The organism is Modestobacter sp. URMC 112, from assembly GCF_053502575.1.
On record NZ_CP199957.1, the window covers coordinates 3,246,381 to 3,260,248 of the forward strand.

At 76.6% G+C, this 13,868-nt stretch carries 14 protein-coding genes; 6 read left to right on the top strand and 8 right to left on the bottom strand.

Features of this window, described 5'->3' with window-relative positions; all coding sequences use genetic code 11:
• The first annotated feature begins 68 nt into the window (after window positions 1–68).
• From ACWIX6_RS15230 to alc, 4 genes are read left to right on the top strand one after another with little or no spacing between them, the layout of a single operon-like run.
• Window positions 69–1,214 carry a glycerate kinase gene (locus ACWIX6_RS15230; RefSeq protein WP_448613279.1) on the top strand — a complete coding sequence of 382 codons (1,146 nt, stop codon included), beginning with the start codon at window positions 69–71 and terminating at the stop codon, window positions 1,212–1,214.
• Window positions 1,211–1,597, top strand: coding sequence for an allophanate hydrolase-related protein (locus ACWIX6_RS15235; protein ID WP_448613280.1), 387 nt, complete (start codon window positions 1,211–1,213; stop codon window positions 1,595–1,597). Before ACWIX6_RS15230 ends, ACWIX6_RS15235 begins: the two co-directional genes overlap by 4 nt.
• Window positions 1,594–2,934 carry an allantoinase AllB gene (allB, locus tag ACWIX6_RS15240; protein ID WP_448613281.1) on the top strand — a complete coding sequence of 447 codons (1,341 nt, stop codon included), beginning with the start codon at window positions 1,594–1,596 and terminating at the stop codon, window positions 2,932–2,934. Before ACWIX6_RS15235 ends, allB begins: the two co-directional genes overlap by 4 nt.
• Window positions 2,931–4,100: an allantoicase gene (gene alc, locus ACWIX6_RS15245; RefSeq protein ID WP_448613282.1), complete on the top strand. Its 1,170-nt coding sequence runs from the start codon at window positions 2,931–2,933 to the stop codon at window positions 4,098–4,100. Before allB ends, alc begins: the two co-directional genes overlap by 4 nt.
• A 69-nt stretch (window positions 4,101–4,169) precedes the next feature.
• On the opposite strand, the gene glnA is transcribed toward alc, so the two are convergent.
• Window positions 4,170–5,519, bottom strand: a complete 1,350-nt coding sequence (gene glnA, locus ACWIX6_RS15250) for a type I glutamate--ammonia ligase (protein ID WP_448613283.1) — start codon at window positions 5,517–5,519, stop codon at window positions 4,170–4,172.
• Between the two features lie 240 nt (window positions 5,520–5,759).
• Between glnA and ACWIX6_RS15255 the strand changes: the two genes are divergently transcribed.
• A complete protein-coding gene (locus tag ACWIX6_RS15255) occupies window positions 5,760–6,650 on the top strand; it encodes a slipin family protein (RefSeq protein WP_448613284.1) in 891 nt (296 codons plus the stop codon).
• 37 nt (window positions 6,651–6,687) lie between these two features.
• Here ACWIX6_RS15255 and ACWIX6_RS15260 read toward each other — a convergent pair whose 3' ends face one another.
• From ACWIX6_RS15260 to ACWIX6_RS15290, 7 genes are all read right to left on the bottom strand, one after another.
• Window positions 6,688–7,938 carry an NAD(P)/FAD-dependent oxidoreductase gene (locus ACWIX6_RS15260; protein WP_448613285.1) on the bottom strand — a complete coding sequence of 417 codons (1,251 nt, stop codon included), beginning with the start codon at window positions 7,936–7,938 and terminating at the stop codon, window positions 6,688–6,690.
• Window positions 7,939–7,975: 37 nt separating this feature from the next.
• Window positions 7,976–8,590: a GTP cyclohydrolase I gene (gene folE / locus ACWIX6_RS15265; RefSeq protein WP_448613286.1), complete on the bottom strand. Its 615-nt coding sequence runs from the start codon at window positions 8,588–8,590 to the stop codon at window positions 7,976–7,978.
• Complete coding sequence (locus tag ACWIX6_RS15270) at window positions 8,587–9,027, bottom strand: hypothetical protein (RefSeq protein WP_448613287.1); 441 nt, start codon at window positions 9,025–9,027, stop codon at window positions 8,587–8,589. The genes folE and ACWIX6_RS15270 overlap by 4 nt, the downstream gene beginning before the upstream one ends.
• A 57-nt stretch (window positions 9,028–9,084) precedes the next feature.
• On the bottom strand, window positions 9,085–9,783 hold the full coding sequence (locus tag ACWIX6_RS15275; RefSeq protein WP_448613288.1) for a helix-turn-helix transcriptional regulator: 699 nt from the start codon (window positions 9,781–9,783) through the stop codon (window positions 9,085–9,087).
• Window positions 9,784–9,832: 49 nt separating this feature from the next.
• Window positions 9,833–12,595 carry an AAA family ATPase gene (locus ACWIX6_RS15280; protein WP_448613289.1) on the bottom strand — a complete coding sequence of 921 codons (2,763 nt, stop codon included), beginning with the start codon at window positions 12,593–12,595 and terminating at the stop codon, window positions 9,833–9,835.
• Between the two features lie 69 nt (window positions 12,596–12,664).
• On the bottom strand, window positions 12,665–13,084 hold the full coding sequence (locus ACWIX6_RS15285; protein WP_448613290.1) for a hypothetical protein: 420 nt from the start codon (window positions 13,082–13,084) through the stop codon (window positions 12,665–12,667).
• Window positions 13,081–13,332, bottom strand: coding sequence for a hypothetical protein (locus tag ACWIX6_RS15290; protein WP_448613291.1), 252 nt, complete (start codon window positions 13,330–13,332; stop codon window positions 13,081–13,083). Before ACWIX6_RS15290 ends, ACWIX6_RS15285 begins: the two co-directional genes overlap by 4 nt.
• Window positions 13,333–13,630: 298 nt before the next feature.
• Here ACWIX6_RS15290 and ACWIX6_RS15295 point away from each other — a divergent pair, with 298 nt between their 5' ends.
• Window positions 13,631–13,861 (top strand): heavy-metal-associated domain-containing protein, encoded by a 231-nt coding sequence (locus tag ACWIX6_RS15295; RefSeq protein ID WP_448613292.1) that lies wholly within the window; start codon window positions 13,631–13,633, stop codon window positions 13,859–13,861.
• Window positions 13,862–13,868: the final 7 nt, after the last annotated feature.

Here is a 13,868-nt window from a genome sequence, read left to right on the forward strand (position 1 = left end):
GCCGTCCAGGCTCGCGGCGGGACCCCGCAGCGGGGCCACCGTTCCACGACCCCATCCAGGAGAGCCGCATGCGGGTGATCATCGCCCCGGACAAGTTCAAGGGCAGCCTGTCCGCCGCCGAGGTGGCCGCCGCGGTGGCGGCCGGCCTCGCCGAGGCGGCGCCGTCGGCCACCGTGGCGCAGGTCCCGGTGGCCGACGGCGGGGAGGGCACCCTGGCCGCCGCGCTGACCGCCGGGTTCCGGCGGGTGCCGGTACGGGTGGCCGGACCGACCGGGGCACCGCTGGAGAGCGCGCTGGCGGTTCGCGGCCGGACGGCGGTGGTGGAGCTGGCCACCGCGTCCGGGCTCGCCGTGCTCCCCGACGGAGAACCGGCACCGCTGACGGCGACCAGCCTGGGCACCGGACAGCTGGTCCGGGCCGCCCTGGACCTCGGCTGCACCGAGCTCGTGCTGGGCGTCGGCGGCAGCGCCTGCACCGACGGCGGGGCCGGCCTGCTCGCCGGCCTCGGCGCGCGGCTGACCGACGCCACCGGCCGGGCCCTGCCGCCCGGCGGGGCGGCGCTGCGGGACCTGGACCGGGTCGACCTCACCGGGCTGGACCCGCGGCTGCGGTCGGTCCGGGTGGTGCTGGCCACCGACGTGGACAACCCGCTGCTCGGCCCGACCGGCGCTGCCGCCGTCTACGGCCCGCAGAAGGGCGCCTCCCCCCACGACGTCCCCGTGCTCGAGGCCGGCCTGGCCCGCTGGGCGGCTGCCCTCGGCGACGTCCTCGGGCCGCGGGCAGCGGACGCCGCCGGCCGGCCGGGAGCCGGCTCCGCCGGTGGTGTGGGGTTCGCCTGCCTCGCCGCCCTGGACGCCCACCGGCGGCCGGGCATCGACGTCGTCCTGGACCTCGTCGGCTTCGCCGGGCACCTGGCCGGCGCCGACCTGGTGGTCACCGGCGAGGGCTCGCTGGACGCCTCGACCCTGCACGGCAAGGCCCCGGCCGGGGTCGCCCGCCGGGCCCGGGCGGCCGGCGTGCCGGTGGTGGCGGTGGCCGGGCGCTGCCTGCTGGACGACGACGACCTGCGCCGGGCCGGGTTCCGCGCCGCCCACGCGCTCACCGACCTGGCCGACCCCGATCGGTGCATGCGCGAGGCCGGCCCCCTCCTCCGGCGGCTGGCCGCCCGGATCGCCCACGACTCCCTCCTGATCCTGGAAGAGGCCCGACCATGACCACCTCCGTCCCCCTGTTCGTCAACGGCGAGGGCATGCGCGGGGGATCCGTGCACCCCAACATCGCCGGCCACCCCTTCCTCGGCGAGGCCGCCACCGCGCCCCGCTACCGCTTCTGGTCCGTCGGTGACCGGTTCCCGGCGCTGCAGCCCGTCGACGCGGGCGGCGTCGCGGTGCCGGGCGAGCTCTACGACGTGCCGCTCACCGTGATCCGGGACGCCTTCATCCCCGCGGAGCCGCCGGAACTCGAGCTCAGCGTCATCGAGCTGGCCGACGGGTCCGCCGCGCTGGCGGTGGTGCTGCGGGCCGACGTGCTGGGCTCCCCGGAGCTGGTGGACATCTCCGCGGCCGGCGGCTGGCGCGCGTACCGGGCCGGGAGGTGAGCACGTTCGACGTCGTCGTCCGCGCCGCCCGGGCGGTGACGCCGGCCGGCGAGGCCGGCGCGTGCGTGGGCGTCGTCGACGGCCGGATCGCCGCGGTCGCCCCGCTGTCGGCCGCGCTGGACGGCGTCCGGGTGGTCGAGCTCGCCGACGACGAGGTGCTGCTCCCCGGGCTCGTCGACACCCACGTGCACGTCAACGAGCCCGGCCGCACGGAGTGGGAGGGGTTCCGGTCCGCCACCCGGGCCGCCGCCGCGGGCGGGGTCACCACGATCCTGGACATGCCGCTGAACAGCGTCCCGCCGACGGTCGACGTGGCCGCGCTGGAGGTGAAGCGGAAGGCGGCCGACGGGCAGTGCGCCGTCGACGTCGGCTTCTGGGGCGGCGCCGTCCCGGGCAACCGAGCGGAGCTGCGGCCGCTGCACGACGCCGGCGTGTTCGGGTTCAAGTGCTTCCTGCTCGACTCGGGCGTGCCGGAGTTCCCGCCGCTGACCGCGGCCGGGCTGGAGGAGCACCTGCGCGAGGTCGCGACCTTCGGCGGGCTGACCATCGTGCACGCGGAGGACCCGGCCGAGATCGCCGGCGCACCGCGGCCGTCCGGCGGGCGGTACGCCGACTTCCTCGCCTCCCGCCCGCGCAGCGCGGAGGACACCGCCATCGCGACGGTGGTCGCGGCGACCCGGCGGACCGGCGCCCGGACGCACGTCCTGCACCTGTCCAGCGCCGACGCCGTCCCGCTGCTCCGCGCCGCCCGCGCCGAGGGGCTGCCGGTCACCGCGGAGACCTGCCCGCACTACCTGTCCTTCGACGCCGAGGAGATCGGCGACGGAGCGACCGCGTTCAAGTGCTGCCCGCCCATCCGCGAGGCCGGGAACCGGGACCGGCTCTGGTCGGCGCTCGCCGAGGGCGTCATCGACTGCGTGGTCTCCGACCACTCACCCTGCACACCGGAGCTGAAGCGCCCCGACGTCGGCGACTTCGGTCTGGCCTGGGGTGGCATCAGCTCCCTGCAGCTGGGTCTGCCGGCCGTCTGGACGGAGGCCCGGGCCCGCGGTCACGCCCTGTCCGACGTGGTCCGGTGGACGGCCGAGCGGCCGGCCCGGCTGGCCGGGCTGCGCCGCAAGGGCCGGATCGCCGTGGGCGCCGACGCCGACTTCTGCGTCTTCGCCCCCGAGGAGACCAGCACCGTCGACGCCGCGCGGCTGCACCACCGCCACCCCGTCACCCCGTACGCCGGTCGCCGGCTCACCGGCGTCGTCCGCGGCAGCTGGCTGCGCGGTGCCCCCATCGACGTCGACGCGGGACCGCGTGGACGGTCCCTGACCCGAGGAGCGGCATGACCCCCGACACCGACCCGCAGGCGCCCGCCTTCACCCGGCTGCCCGACCTCGCCTCACGCGCCCTGGCCGGCAGCGTCGTCTCGGCCAACGACGAGCTGTTCGCCCAGCGGGAGAACCTGATCAACCCGGGCCGGGCGGTCTTCGACACCGGCGAGTTCGGGCACAAGGGCAAGGTCTACGACGGCTGGGAGACCCGCCGGCGCCGCGAGCCCGGGCACGACCACGCGATCGTGCGGCTCGGCGTGCCCGGCGTGGTCCACGGGGTCGTCGTCGACACCTCGTGGTTCCGCGGGAACTACCCGCCGCACGCCTCGGTCGAGGCGACCAGCGTCGAGGGGCACCCCTCCCCCGCCGAGCTCGAGCAGGCCGAGTGGGCGACCCTGGTGCCGCGCTCGGAGATCGCCGGCGACTGCGACAACGCCTTCGCGGTCGAGGACCGGCACCGCTGGACCCACCTGCGGCTGTCCATCCACCCCGACGGCGGCGTCGCCCGGTTCCGGGTGCACGGCGAGCCGATGCCCGACCCCCGGCTGATGACCGGCACGGTCGACCTGGCCGCGCTGGAACGCGGCGGCGACGTCGTGGACTGCTCGGACATGTTCTACAGCTCGCCGCTGCAGCTGCTGCAGCCCGGACGGGCCCGCAGCATGGGTGAGGGCTGGGAGAACGCCCGCCGCCGGGACGGCGGGAACGACCACGTCACCGTGCGTCTCGGTGCCCGCGGCCGGGTGCGCCGGGTGGAGGTCGACACGTCGTACTTCGTGGGCAACGCGCCGGGCTGGGCGTCCCTGCGGGGCGCCGACGACACCGCCTCCGACGTGCAGGACCCCGGCAGCTGGGTGCCGCTGGTCCCGCGGACCCGGCTGCAGCCGGACACCCGGCACGTCTTCCGGATCGCCGAGGACTCCCCGGTGACCCACGTCCGGCTCGACGTGTACCCCGACGGCGGCCTGGCCCGGCTGCGGGTGGAGGGCGAGCTGACGCCGGAGGCGCTGGCCGGGGCCGTGGTCCGGTGGCTGGACCGGCTCCCCGCCCAGCACGCCCGGGCGGTGCTCACCGCGGACGCCGGTCTGTCCGCGGACGAGGCGGCCGAGCTGCTCGCCGGCCGCCCGTTCGGCTCACCGGCCGCCGTCCCCGGTGAGGTCGTCGCCGCCCTGCTGCGCTGACCAGCTGGAACGGCCTCGTCGCAGGGACCCGCGCCGAGCCTGCGAGGTGCGGGGGGCGACGCGGTCCTCCTAGAGACCGGGGAGGTAGCGCTTCAGCTCGAAGGGGGTGACGTTCTGCCGGTAGGAGTTGAACTCCTCCCACTTGTTGCGCAGGAAGAAGTCGAAGACGTGCTCGCCGAGGGTCTCGGCGACCAGCTCGCTGCCCTGCATCGCGGTCAGCGCCTCGCCCAGGGAGACCGGGAGGTCCTCGTAGCCGGCGGCGCGGCGCTCGGTGTCGGTCAGCGACCACACGTCGTCCTCGGCCTCAGGCGGCAGCTCGTACCCCTTCTCGATCCCGCGCAGCCCCGCGGCCAGCAGCACCGCGAAGGTGAGGTAGGGGTTGCACGCCGAGTCCGGCGACCGGACCTCCACGCGCGCGGAGTTGCCCTTGTTGGGCTTGTAGGAGGGCAGCCGGACCAGCGCCGAGCGGTTGGCCCGGCCCCAGGTCGCCGCGGTGGGCGCCTCCGTGCCGGCCAGCAGCCGGCGGTAGGAGTTCACCGTCTGGTTGGTGACCGCGGTGACCTCCCTGGCGTGCACGAGCAGGCCGGCGATGAACTGCTTGCCGGTGGTGGACAGCCGCATCGGGTCGCCGGCGTCGTGGAAGGCGTTGCGGTCGCCCTCGAACAGCGACAGGTGCGTGTGCATCGCCGAGCCGGCCAGCTCGGTGAACGGTTTGGGCATGAACGTGGCGTGCACGCCCTGGGCCAGCGCGACCTCCCGGACCACGTGCCGCAGCGTCATGATGTTGTCCGCCATCGACAGCGCGTCGGCGTAGCGCAGGTCGATCTCCTGCTGCCCCGGGGCCACCTCGTGGTGGCTGAACTCCACCGAGATGCCCATCGCCTCGAGGGCGGCGACCGCCTCGCGGCGGAAGTCGTGCGCCACGTCGTGCGTGGACAGGTCGAAGTAGCCGCCGGTGTCGGCCGGCTCGGGCGGGCTGCCGTCGGTCGGCAGGTCCTTGAGCAGGAAGAACTCGACCTCGGGGTGGGTGTAGAAGGTGAAGCCCATGTCGGCGGCCTTGGCCAGCGCGCGCCGCAGCACGTGCCGCGGGTCGGCCCAGGACGGCGACCCGTCGGGCAGCGTGATGTCGCAGAACATCCGCGCCGTCTCGCTGACCTGCCCGCGGGTGGCCGGCAGCACCTGGAAGGTGCCCGGGTCGGGCTTGGCGAGCATGTCGGACTCGTAGACCCGGGCGAACCCCTCGATCGCGGAGCCGTCGAAGCCGATGCCCTCCGCGAAGGCGGCCTCGATCTCGGCCGGGGCGACGGCGACGGCCTTGAGGTAGCCGGACACGTCGGTGAACCACAGCCGCACGAAGCGGATGTCGCGCTCCTCCAGGGTGCGCAGGACGAACTCCTGCTGGCGGTCCATGCTGGCCATGTTCGCCTCCTGGCGTGTCATCGGTGTTACGGGACCCACCCTGCCTCGTCCAGGTGACCGGCAGGTGAACCGGGGGCGGGTGTGTCGGAGGTGGGTGGTCGGAGGCGGGTGGTCGGAGGCGGAGCGCAGCGACCCCCGGGGCGCCCCCGGCGGCACTACGCTGGACGGGCCATCCGGAGGGCGCCGCGCACTGCCGCGACCTGCCGTGTCCGGCCGTCGGCGCCGATGGCGGAGGACGAGATGGACGTCGTGCTGGCCGTGCTCGCCGTCGTGGTCCTGGGGACACTGGCCCTGCTGGGCGCCAGTGTCCGGGTGATCAGCCAGTTCGAGCGGGGCATCGTGCTGAGGTTCGGCCGCGTGCTCGGCGAGCCGCGGGAGCCCGGGCTGACGTTCATCGCCCCGGTCGCCGACCGGCTGCACAAGGTGAGCATGCAGATCGTCACCATGCCGGTCCCGGCCCAGGAGGGCATCACCCGGGACAACGTCACCGTCAAGGTCGACGCCGTCGTCTACTTCCGGGTCTACGACCCGCTGCGGGTGGTCGTCGACGTGCAGAACTACGAGTCGGCCATCGCGCAGGTGGCCCAGGCCTCGCTGCGCTCGATCATCGGCAAGAGCGACCTGGACGACCTGCTCTCGAACCGGGAGCGGCTCAACCAGGGGCTCGAGCTGATGATCGACAGCCCGGCGGTCGACTGGGGCGTGCACATCGACCGGGTGGACATCAAGGACGTCGCGCTGCCGGAGTCGATGAAGCGGTCGATGTCCCGGCAGGCCGAGGCGGAGCGGGAGCGGCGGTCGCGGGTGATCACCGCGGAGGGCGAGCTGCAGGCCTCGGAGAAGCTGGCCCAGGCGGCCGAGGTGATGACCGGGCAGCCCGCCGCCCTGCAGCTGCGCCTGCTGCAGACCGTGGTCGAGGTCGCCGCGGAGAAGAACTCGACGCTGGTGCTGCCGTTCCCGGTCGAGCTGCTCCGCTTCCTCGAGCGCTCGACCCCGGCGGCGCGGTCGGCCACCGACCCGGCGGCACGGCCGGCCACCGACCCGGCGGAGCCCGGCTCCGCGCTGGTGCCCGCGGGCGCCCCCGAGGCGCCGGCACCGGTGGCTGCGACGAACGGCGTCCCGGCCCACTGAGCTGCCGAGACGCCGTCCGACCGGGTCCGGCCGGCCCCTAGGCAGGACTGCCGGCGACCAGCTCGTCCAACGGAACGTCCGGGTCGGTGAGCCGTTCGAGCGGCACCGGCCGGTCGGACCGGATGAGCGCCTGGATCGGTCCGGTCACGTCCCAGACGCCGACGTTCATGCCGGCCGCCACCCGTCCGTCGGGCGAGATCCAGAAGGCGATGAAGCCGCCGTCCTCCGGGTTGCCGCGGCACACGACCGTGTCGCCGGGTCCGCCGAGCCCGGAGTACTCCATGCCCAGCTCGTACTGGTCGGTGAAGAAGTAGGGCACCCGGTCGTGGGTCACCTCCTGCCCGAGCATCGAGCGGGCGGCGGCCGGCCCCCCGTTGAGTGCGTTCGCCCAGTGCTCGACGCGCAGGTGCCGGCCGTAGCGGGGGGAGGACGCGGCGGCGACGTCACCGGCGGCGTACACGTCGGGGACGGGGCTGCGCAGTGCCGCGTCCACGAGGACGCCGTCGTCCACCGGCAGCCCGGCGGCCTCGGCGAGCTCCGTGTTCGGCACCGCGCCCACCCCGACGACGACGACGTCGGCCGGCAGCACGCCGTCCCGCCCGCCCGCCAGGACCACCGACCCGACCCGGCCGGCCCTGCCCTCGAACGCCCGGACGGTCGTGCCGGTCCGCAGGTCGACACCGTGGTCCCGGTGCAATCGCGCGAAGACCTCGCCCATCTGCGGCCCCAGGACGCCATGCAGCGGCGTCCGCTGGGGCTCCACCACCGTGACGTCGTTGCCGTGGTGGCGCGCGGCCGCCGCCACCTCCAGGCCGATCCAGCCCCCGCCGACGACCACGACCCGGCGGCCGCCACCGGACAGGTCCGCCCGCAGCCGGTCGGCGTCGGCCAGCGTCCGCAGGTACCGGACCCCGTCGAGGTCCGCCCCGGGCACCGGCAGCCGGCGGGCCGAGGACCCGGTGGCCAGCAGCAGGGCCGCGTAGTGCAGGGTCTCGCCGGAGTCGAGGGCGACCCGGTGGTCGCCCGGGTCCAGCCGGACGGCCCGGACGCCGGCGCGCAGCTCGATGCCGTGCCCGGCGTACCACTCGGCGGGGTGCACGAACGCGCTGTCGCGCTCGGCCGCCCCGAGGAGGTACTGCTTGGACAGCGGCGGCCGCTCGTAGGGGGGTTCGGGGTCGGCACCGACCAGCACCAGCCGGCCGTCGAAGCCCTCCTCCCGCAGGGTCCCGGCTGCCGTGGCGCCGGCGAGCCCCGCACCGACGACCACGAACGTCCTCGACGTGCTCATGGGAACCGTCCTCTCGGGTGCGACGGGACGCTGCCGGTCAGGACATGCCGGTCAGCGCGAAGAACTCGGCACGGGAACGGGCGTCGTCCCGCAGGACGCCGTGCAGCGCGGAGGTGATGGTGCGGGCGCCACCGGCCCGGACGCCGCGCAGGGACATGCACAGGTGCTCGGCGACGACGACCACCCCGACCCCGCGCGGGCGGAGGTTCTCCTGCAGCCAGTCGGCGACCTGCTGGGTGAGCCGCTCCTGGACCTGCAGGTCGCGGGCGAACAGCTCGAGCACCCGCGCCAGCTTGGACAGCCCGAGGATCCGCTCCCCCGGCAGGTAGGCCAGGTGGGCGACCCCGGCGAAGGGCAGCAGGTGGTGCTCGCACAGCGACTGCACGGGCACGCCGGTGGCGATGACGAGCTCGTCGTAGCCCTCGTCGTTGGGGAAGGTGGTGAGGTCGAAGGGCGGGGCGCTCAGCAGCTCCGCGAACGAGCCGGCCACCCGGCGGGGCGTGTCGGCCAGGTGCGGGGACGTGGGGTCCCGACCCAGCGCCCGCAGCAGCCCGGCCACCGCTCGCTCGGCGGCCGGCAGGTCCAGCTCCGGACGCCGGCGGGCCACCCGCCGGCCGAGCGGCTCCACGGCCGCCGGCGCGTGCCCCGTCATGCCGGCGCCCCGGTGTCCCGGCGTGCGCCGGAGTCGTACCGGACGGCCAGGCGGGCCAGTGCGACGGCCCCCACGAGGAGCCCGAAGTCCCGCAGCGCCACGTCGTAGAAGCCGGGGACGGAGAGCAGGTCGACGATGATCCCGCCGAGCCAGGCGGCGACCAGCCACCCGCCGTAGCGCGGGGCCACGGCGACCACGACGCCGGCGAGGACCTCGACGACCCCGACGGCGTACATGGCCTGCTGCGCCGTCCCGGGCACCAGCCCGTCGATCCAGGGGGCGAGGTAGCCGGGCCAGTCGGTCAGCAGGCCGGTGAACTTGTCCAGCCCGAACACGACCGGTGCGACGGTGAACACCGCGCGGAGCAGCAGGAACGCCTGGCGCCCCGGGTCGGTCCCGGTCGGCCGGACGGAGGAGCGGTCGAGGTGCGTGGTCATGGTGACCTCCTCTAAAGCCAATGATGATTGGTATTAGAGACCCGGGTCACACCGCTGTCAACGGTCCTGCCGCACCCCGACCATCCGCACGCAGCAGGCCCCGGCCGCCGGCTCCAGCCGGGCCTCCAGCTCCGCGCCGGGCACCCCGTCGAGCACGCCCTGCAGCAGCCCGAGGTTCATGCCGCACACCAGCTCGGTGTGCTCCTGGGCCAGCGCGTGGAACGGGCAGTTGGCCAGCGTGACCACGCCGGCGTCTTCGCGGGGCTCGAAGCCGTGCTGCGCCAGCAGCTGCAGCACGGCGTCCCGGGCGGCGGCACCCCGCGCCGTCCCCCGGGCGGCGGTGCCCAGCTCCGCGCCCCGGTCGCGCGCCAGCCGGGCCAGCGTGTCGGCCGGCGACCCGCCGGTCCGCTGGACCTCCACCAGCGCGGCGGCCAGCAGGTGCCCGGCCAGGTCGTAGCGCCGGTCCGGCAGCGAGACCGACACCGAGCACGCGGCGCGGCGGTAGAGCTTCGCCGGGCGTCCCGCACCCGGTCCGCTGCGCCCGGTCCGGCGCTCGTGGTGGACGTCGAGCAGGCCGTCGTCGACCAGCCGGTCGAGGTGGAAGGCTGCGGTCGCCCGGACCAGTCCCAGCGCCGCCGCCGCCTCGTCGCGGCTGACCGGCGCGGGCTGCCGGACCACGTGCTCGTACAGCCGCCGCCGGGTCGGCTCGGCCAGCGCGGCGACCGCGGTCAGTGCGGCGGTGCGGTCCGGGTCCATGACGCGATGCTAAGACCAACCGCCGTTGGTGAAACTGTCCGGAACGCCGTCAGTCCAGCGGCTGGGCGGCGAGCTCGGTCCGGCTCGCCACCCCGAGCTTGGCGAAGACGTTGCGCAGGTGGAAGTCGACGGTGCGGGGGCTGAGGAACAGCTGCGCCGCGACGTCCCGGTTGGCCATCCCCTGCCGGACCAGCCGGGCCACCTGCAGCTCCTGGGCGGTGAGCGCCTTGGCCGCAGGGACACCGCCCGCGGGGAGGCCGGCGGCTGGGGCGCCGGTCGCGGTCCGGCGGCGCGCGGTCTCCCCGGAGGCGCGGAGCTCCTGCCGGGCGCGCTCGGCCCAGGGTCGCGCGCCGAGGTCCTCGGACAGCTGCAGCGCCGTCCGGAGGTGGGCCCGGGCATCGACCCGGCGGCGGGAGCGGCGGAGGAACGCGCCGTAGGCCAGGTGCGTCCGGGCCCGGTCGGGGACCCGCGGTGAGCGCTCGGCGGCCGCCAGCGCCCGCCGGAAGTGCTCCTCGGCCGCATCGCCCCCGGCGAGCAGCGCCCGGCCGTGCTCGGCCGCCGCAGCCGCCCACGCCGCCCCGGTCCCCTCCGCGTAGGCCGTCACGTCGGCCACCCAGCCCCGGGCGGTGTCCGGCTGCCCGTCGCGCACCGCGGCCTCGACCCGGTCGAGCGCGGACAGGTGCCGCACCACCAGCGAGGAGACCCGGCTCAGGTGGTGCAGCTGGCCGGACGCGTCGGCCGCCTGCAGGCCGCGGGCCCAGCGGCCGAGGTCCAGCACGATGTCGGTGGCGATGCCCAGGGAGTGGGCGGCGGCGATCCGGTCGGCGACGGCGAGGTGGCCCTCGACCGCCTCCCCGTCGCCGCGCAGTGCCGCCAGGACGGCGAGCGCCGCGGCCGGCCAGGCGGCGAGCACCGGCTGGCCGGAGCTCTCGGCGAGGGCGAGGGACTCGGTGGCCCCGGCGGCCGCGGCGCTCCACCGCCCGGTCGCGAGCTCCGTCGCGCCCCGGCGGGTCAGCGCGTGCACGACCATCACCAGCGCGTCGCGGTCCCGGGCGGCGGCCAGCAGCCGGTCCTGCAGCCGCAACCCGGCCTCGTCGTCCCCCAGGGGCCAGGTGGCGACGCCGATGTTGAGCAGCAGGTCCTCGTCGGCGGTGTCGGACAGCCGGCCGGCCAGCCGCACGGCGTCCCGGAGGAAGGGGGTCGCCCGCCCCCACTCGGCGCGGGACACCGCGTCCAGCCCGTGCACCAGGTCGGCCAGGCAGCGGTCCCGCACCGGCGCCTCAGGGCCGGCCACCGGCACCAGCGCGGCCGGGTCCACGGGGGTGCCCGACCGGGCACCGAACGCCCCCAGCGCGGCGCCCAGCATGGCCAGCTCGGCGGCCCGCCGGGAGTCGTGCGGGGCCACCTCGGCAGCGGCCTCCAGCAGCATCCGGTGCCCGGTGTCCAGGGAGCCGCCGTGGAACTCCAGGTGCGCGAGCAGCCGGCGCAGATCGGCCCGCAGCGCCGGGTCGGTGGTGAGCCCCAGCCCGGCCGAGGCCAGGGTCCGCGCCCGCAGCGGCCGGGCACCCACCCAGGCCGCGGACGCCGCCCGGTACAGCATCACGGCGCGGCTCTCCTCGGCCGCGGACAGCTCGGCCGCCCGCTCCCACGCCGCTGAGGCGGCCTCGTGCCCGCCGCGGGCACTGGCCCGCCCGGCCGCGCGGTCCAGCTCGGCCACGACCTCCTGGTCGGCCTCCTCGACCGCGGCGGCCCGGTGCCACGCCCGGCGGTCGGCGTCCTCGGCGGCGGTCAGCGCGGCGGCCAGGGCACCGTGGACGCGGCGCCGCTGACTGCTGGTGGCCGCGCCGTAGACCGCCGAGCGGACCAGCGGGTGGCGGAGCTCGACCGCCGCGCCGCGGACCCGCAGCAGGCCCGACCGCTCGGCGCCCTCCAGGCCCTCCTCCTCCGCACCCAGGGCGCGCGCCGCCGACCGGATGGTCGCCAGCCGGCCCGAGTCGTCCGCCGCCGCGACGAGCAGCACGGTCTGCGCGGCCGGCGGGAGCCGCCGGTAGCGGTCGCCGAACGCCCGCTCGACGCCCCCGGTGAGGGGCAGCGGCGCCGGCAGCGGCGCGCGGCCGGCCAGCTGGTCCGCCGTCAGGGCCCCGCTGAGCTCGACCAGCGCGAGCGGGTTGCCGCCGGTGCTCGCGACGAGGGCGTCCCTGACCTCCGGGGGCACGGGGACGCCGGCGCGCTCGTCCAGCAGCTCCCCCGCGGCCGCGGTGCCGATGCCGCCGACGGCCACCGCCGGGAGGTCCTCGCCGTCGAAGGTGGCCACGTCGCCGTCCCGGACGCCGAAGAGCAGCCCGACCCGCTCCACCTGCAGCCGGCGGGCAGCGAACAGCAGGGCGGCCGCGGACGCCTCGTCCAGCCAGTGCGCGTCGTCGACGACGGCGAGCACCGGCCGGCGCTCGGCCGCCTCGGTCAGCACGCCCAGCGCGCCGAGGAAGGCCAGGAACCGGTCGCCCCCTCCGCCCGGTGCCTCGCCGAAGGCGGCACGCAGCGCCCGGGCCTGGGGGCCGGGCAGCCGGTCGGCGCAGCCCACCACCGGGCGCAGCAGCCGGTGCAGCGCGGCGAACGGCAGCGGGGACTCCGACTCGACCCCCCGAGCCGACAGCACGGTCATGTCCCCGGCCCCGGCGGCGGCGTCGGCGAGCAGCGCCGACTTGCCCACGCCGGGCAGCCCGTGCACCACCAGCGCGCCCCCGCGGCCGTCCCGGACGCCGTCGAGCAGGGCGGCGACTGCCGCCTGCTCGTCCGCCCGGCCCCGCAGCACGCCGGGGAGCGTAGCGGCGGGACGCCCGCGTCCGGGACGGCGTCGTCCCGGGCACGGGCGTCCGGTGGGTCAGCGGGCGTCGACGGTGAACGGCACGGTCAGCACCCGCCCGTCGGCGAGCCGGAACTGGCCCCACAGCCGGTGCACACCGGGGGTGGTGAACTCGGCGTGCACGTCCAGCTCCGGGCCGAACCGCTGGCCGGGGAGCGCGAAGACCGGGTCGCCCTCGGCGTCCTCGACGTCGGCGTGCTCGTGGGCGAAGGTCCCGCCGTCGGCCCGCATGACCACGACGTGACCGGCGGCCGCCAGGTAGGGCTGCAGGTCGTCCAGCGGACGGCCGCTGTGCGCGTCGGTGAAGGAGAACGTCAGCGCGCTCTTGCCCCCGGCGACGGCCTCGCCGGTCAGTTCGACCCGGACGCCGTCGACGACCCGGCTGCGCGGCCCGGCCACCGGCACCACCGGCGCGGGAGCGGGTCCAGCGACGGTCACGGTGGCGGCGTCGTGCACGTCCCCCATCTCGCCACGGCGCCGGAACTCGGTGTCGACCGGTAGTCCCCCGGCGTCGGGAACACCAGCTCGACGGCCAGCTCGCCGGGACGGCCGGTGGGCTCGGGGTGCACGCGGGCGAAGGTGCCCAGGTCGGCCCGGGTGGCGATGAGGTGCATCCACACCTGGTGGCTGCGGGCCAGGTCGGTCAGCGGGTCGCCGGTCGCGGCGTCGGTCAGCTGCACCCGCACCGCAGCGCCTTCTCGACCCGGCCCACGCAGGACGCGCAGGTCATCCCGCCGATGCGCGTCCTGACGCCCAGCACACTCCGCCGGACGCCGCCGTCGCCGCACCGGCGGAACCACCGGGATCCCGGCCGTGGGCACCGGGGTCACGCGGCCCCGGCGGGGTGCCGCGCGCGGGCCGCCCGGCGCCGCGGTCCCGGCCGCGGGCCGCCGGAACCCCGGCGGTTCGGCCGGCGCGAGGGGCACCCCCGGGGTCCGAGGCTCGACGGCGTCCACCCCACCGAGACCCGGGAGCCCCCCCGTGATGAGCAACACCCCGCGCACCGTCGTCGGCAGCACCACCTTCGCCGTCACCGGGATGACCTGCAGGCACTGCGAGCGGGCCCTCACCGAGGAGCTCGGCCGGGTCGACGGCGTCCGCAGCGTCCTCGTCGACCTGGCCGACGGCACGGTCACCGTCGCCATCGACCGCCCGCTCGACCGCGCGGACATCGCCGCCGCCGTCGACGAGGCCGGTTACGCCCTCGTCCCGTGACCGCTGG

Excerpts from the sequence above, each read along its gene's own strand:
- ACWIX6_RS15275 (WP_448613288.1), bottom strand. The coding sequence starts at position 9,783 with ATGGACCCGGACCGCACCGCCGCACTGACCGCGGTCGCCGCGCTGGCC.
- ACWIX6_RS15235 (WP_448613280.1), top strand. The coding sequence starts at position 1,211 with ATGACCACCTCCGTCCCCCTGTTCGTCAACGGCGAGGGCATGCGCGGG.
- ACWIX6_RS15255 (WP_448613284.1), top strand. The coding sequence starts at position 5,760 with ATGGACGTCGTGCTGGCCGTGCTCGCCGTCGTGGTCCTGGGGACACTG.
- glnA (WP_448613283.1), bottom strand. The coding sequence starts at position 5,519 with ATGGCCAGCATGGACCGCCAGCAGGAGTTCGTCCTGCGCACCCTGGAG.
- alc (WP_448613282.1), top strand. The coding sequence starts at position 2,931 with ATGACCCCCGACACCGACCCGCAGGCGCCCGCCTTCACCCGGCTGCCC.
- ACWIX6_RS15230 (WP_448613279.1), top strand. The coding sequence starts at position 69 with ATGCGGGTGATCATCGCCCCGGACAAGTTCAAGGGCAGCCTGTCCGCC.
- ACWIX6_RS15270 (WP_448613287.1), bottom strand. The coding sequence starts at position 9,027 with ATGACCACGCACCTCGACCGCTCCTCCGTCCGGCCGACCGGGACCGAC.
- ACWIX6_RS15295 (WP_448613292.1), top strand. The coding sequence starts at position 13,631 with ATGAGCAACACCCCGCGCACCGTCGTCGGCAGCACCACCTTCGCCGTC.
- ACWIX6_RS15260 (WP_448613285.1), bottom strand. The coding sequence starts at position 7,938 with ATGAGCACGTCGAGGACGTTCGTGGTCGTCGGTGCGGGGCTCGCCGGC.
- folE (WP_448613286.1), bottom strand. The coding sequence starts at position 8,590 with ATGACGGGGCACGCGCCGGCGGCCGTGGAGCCGCTCGGCCGGCGGGTG.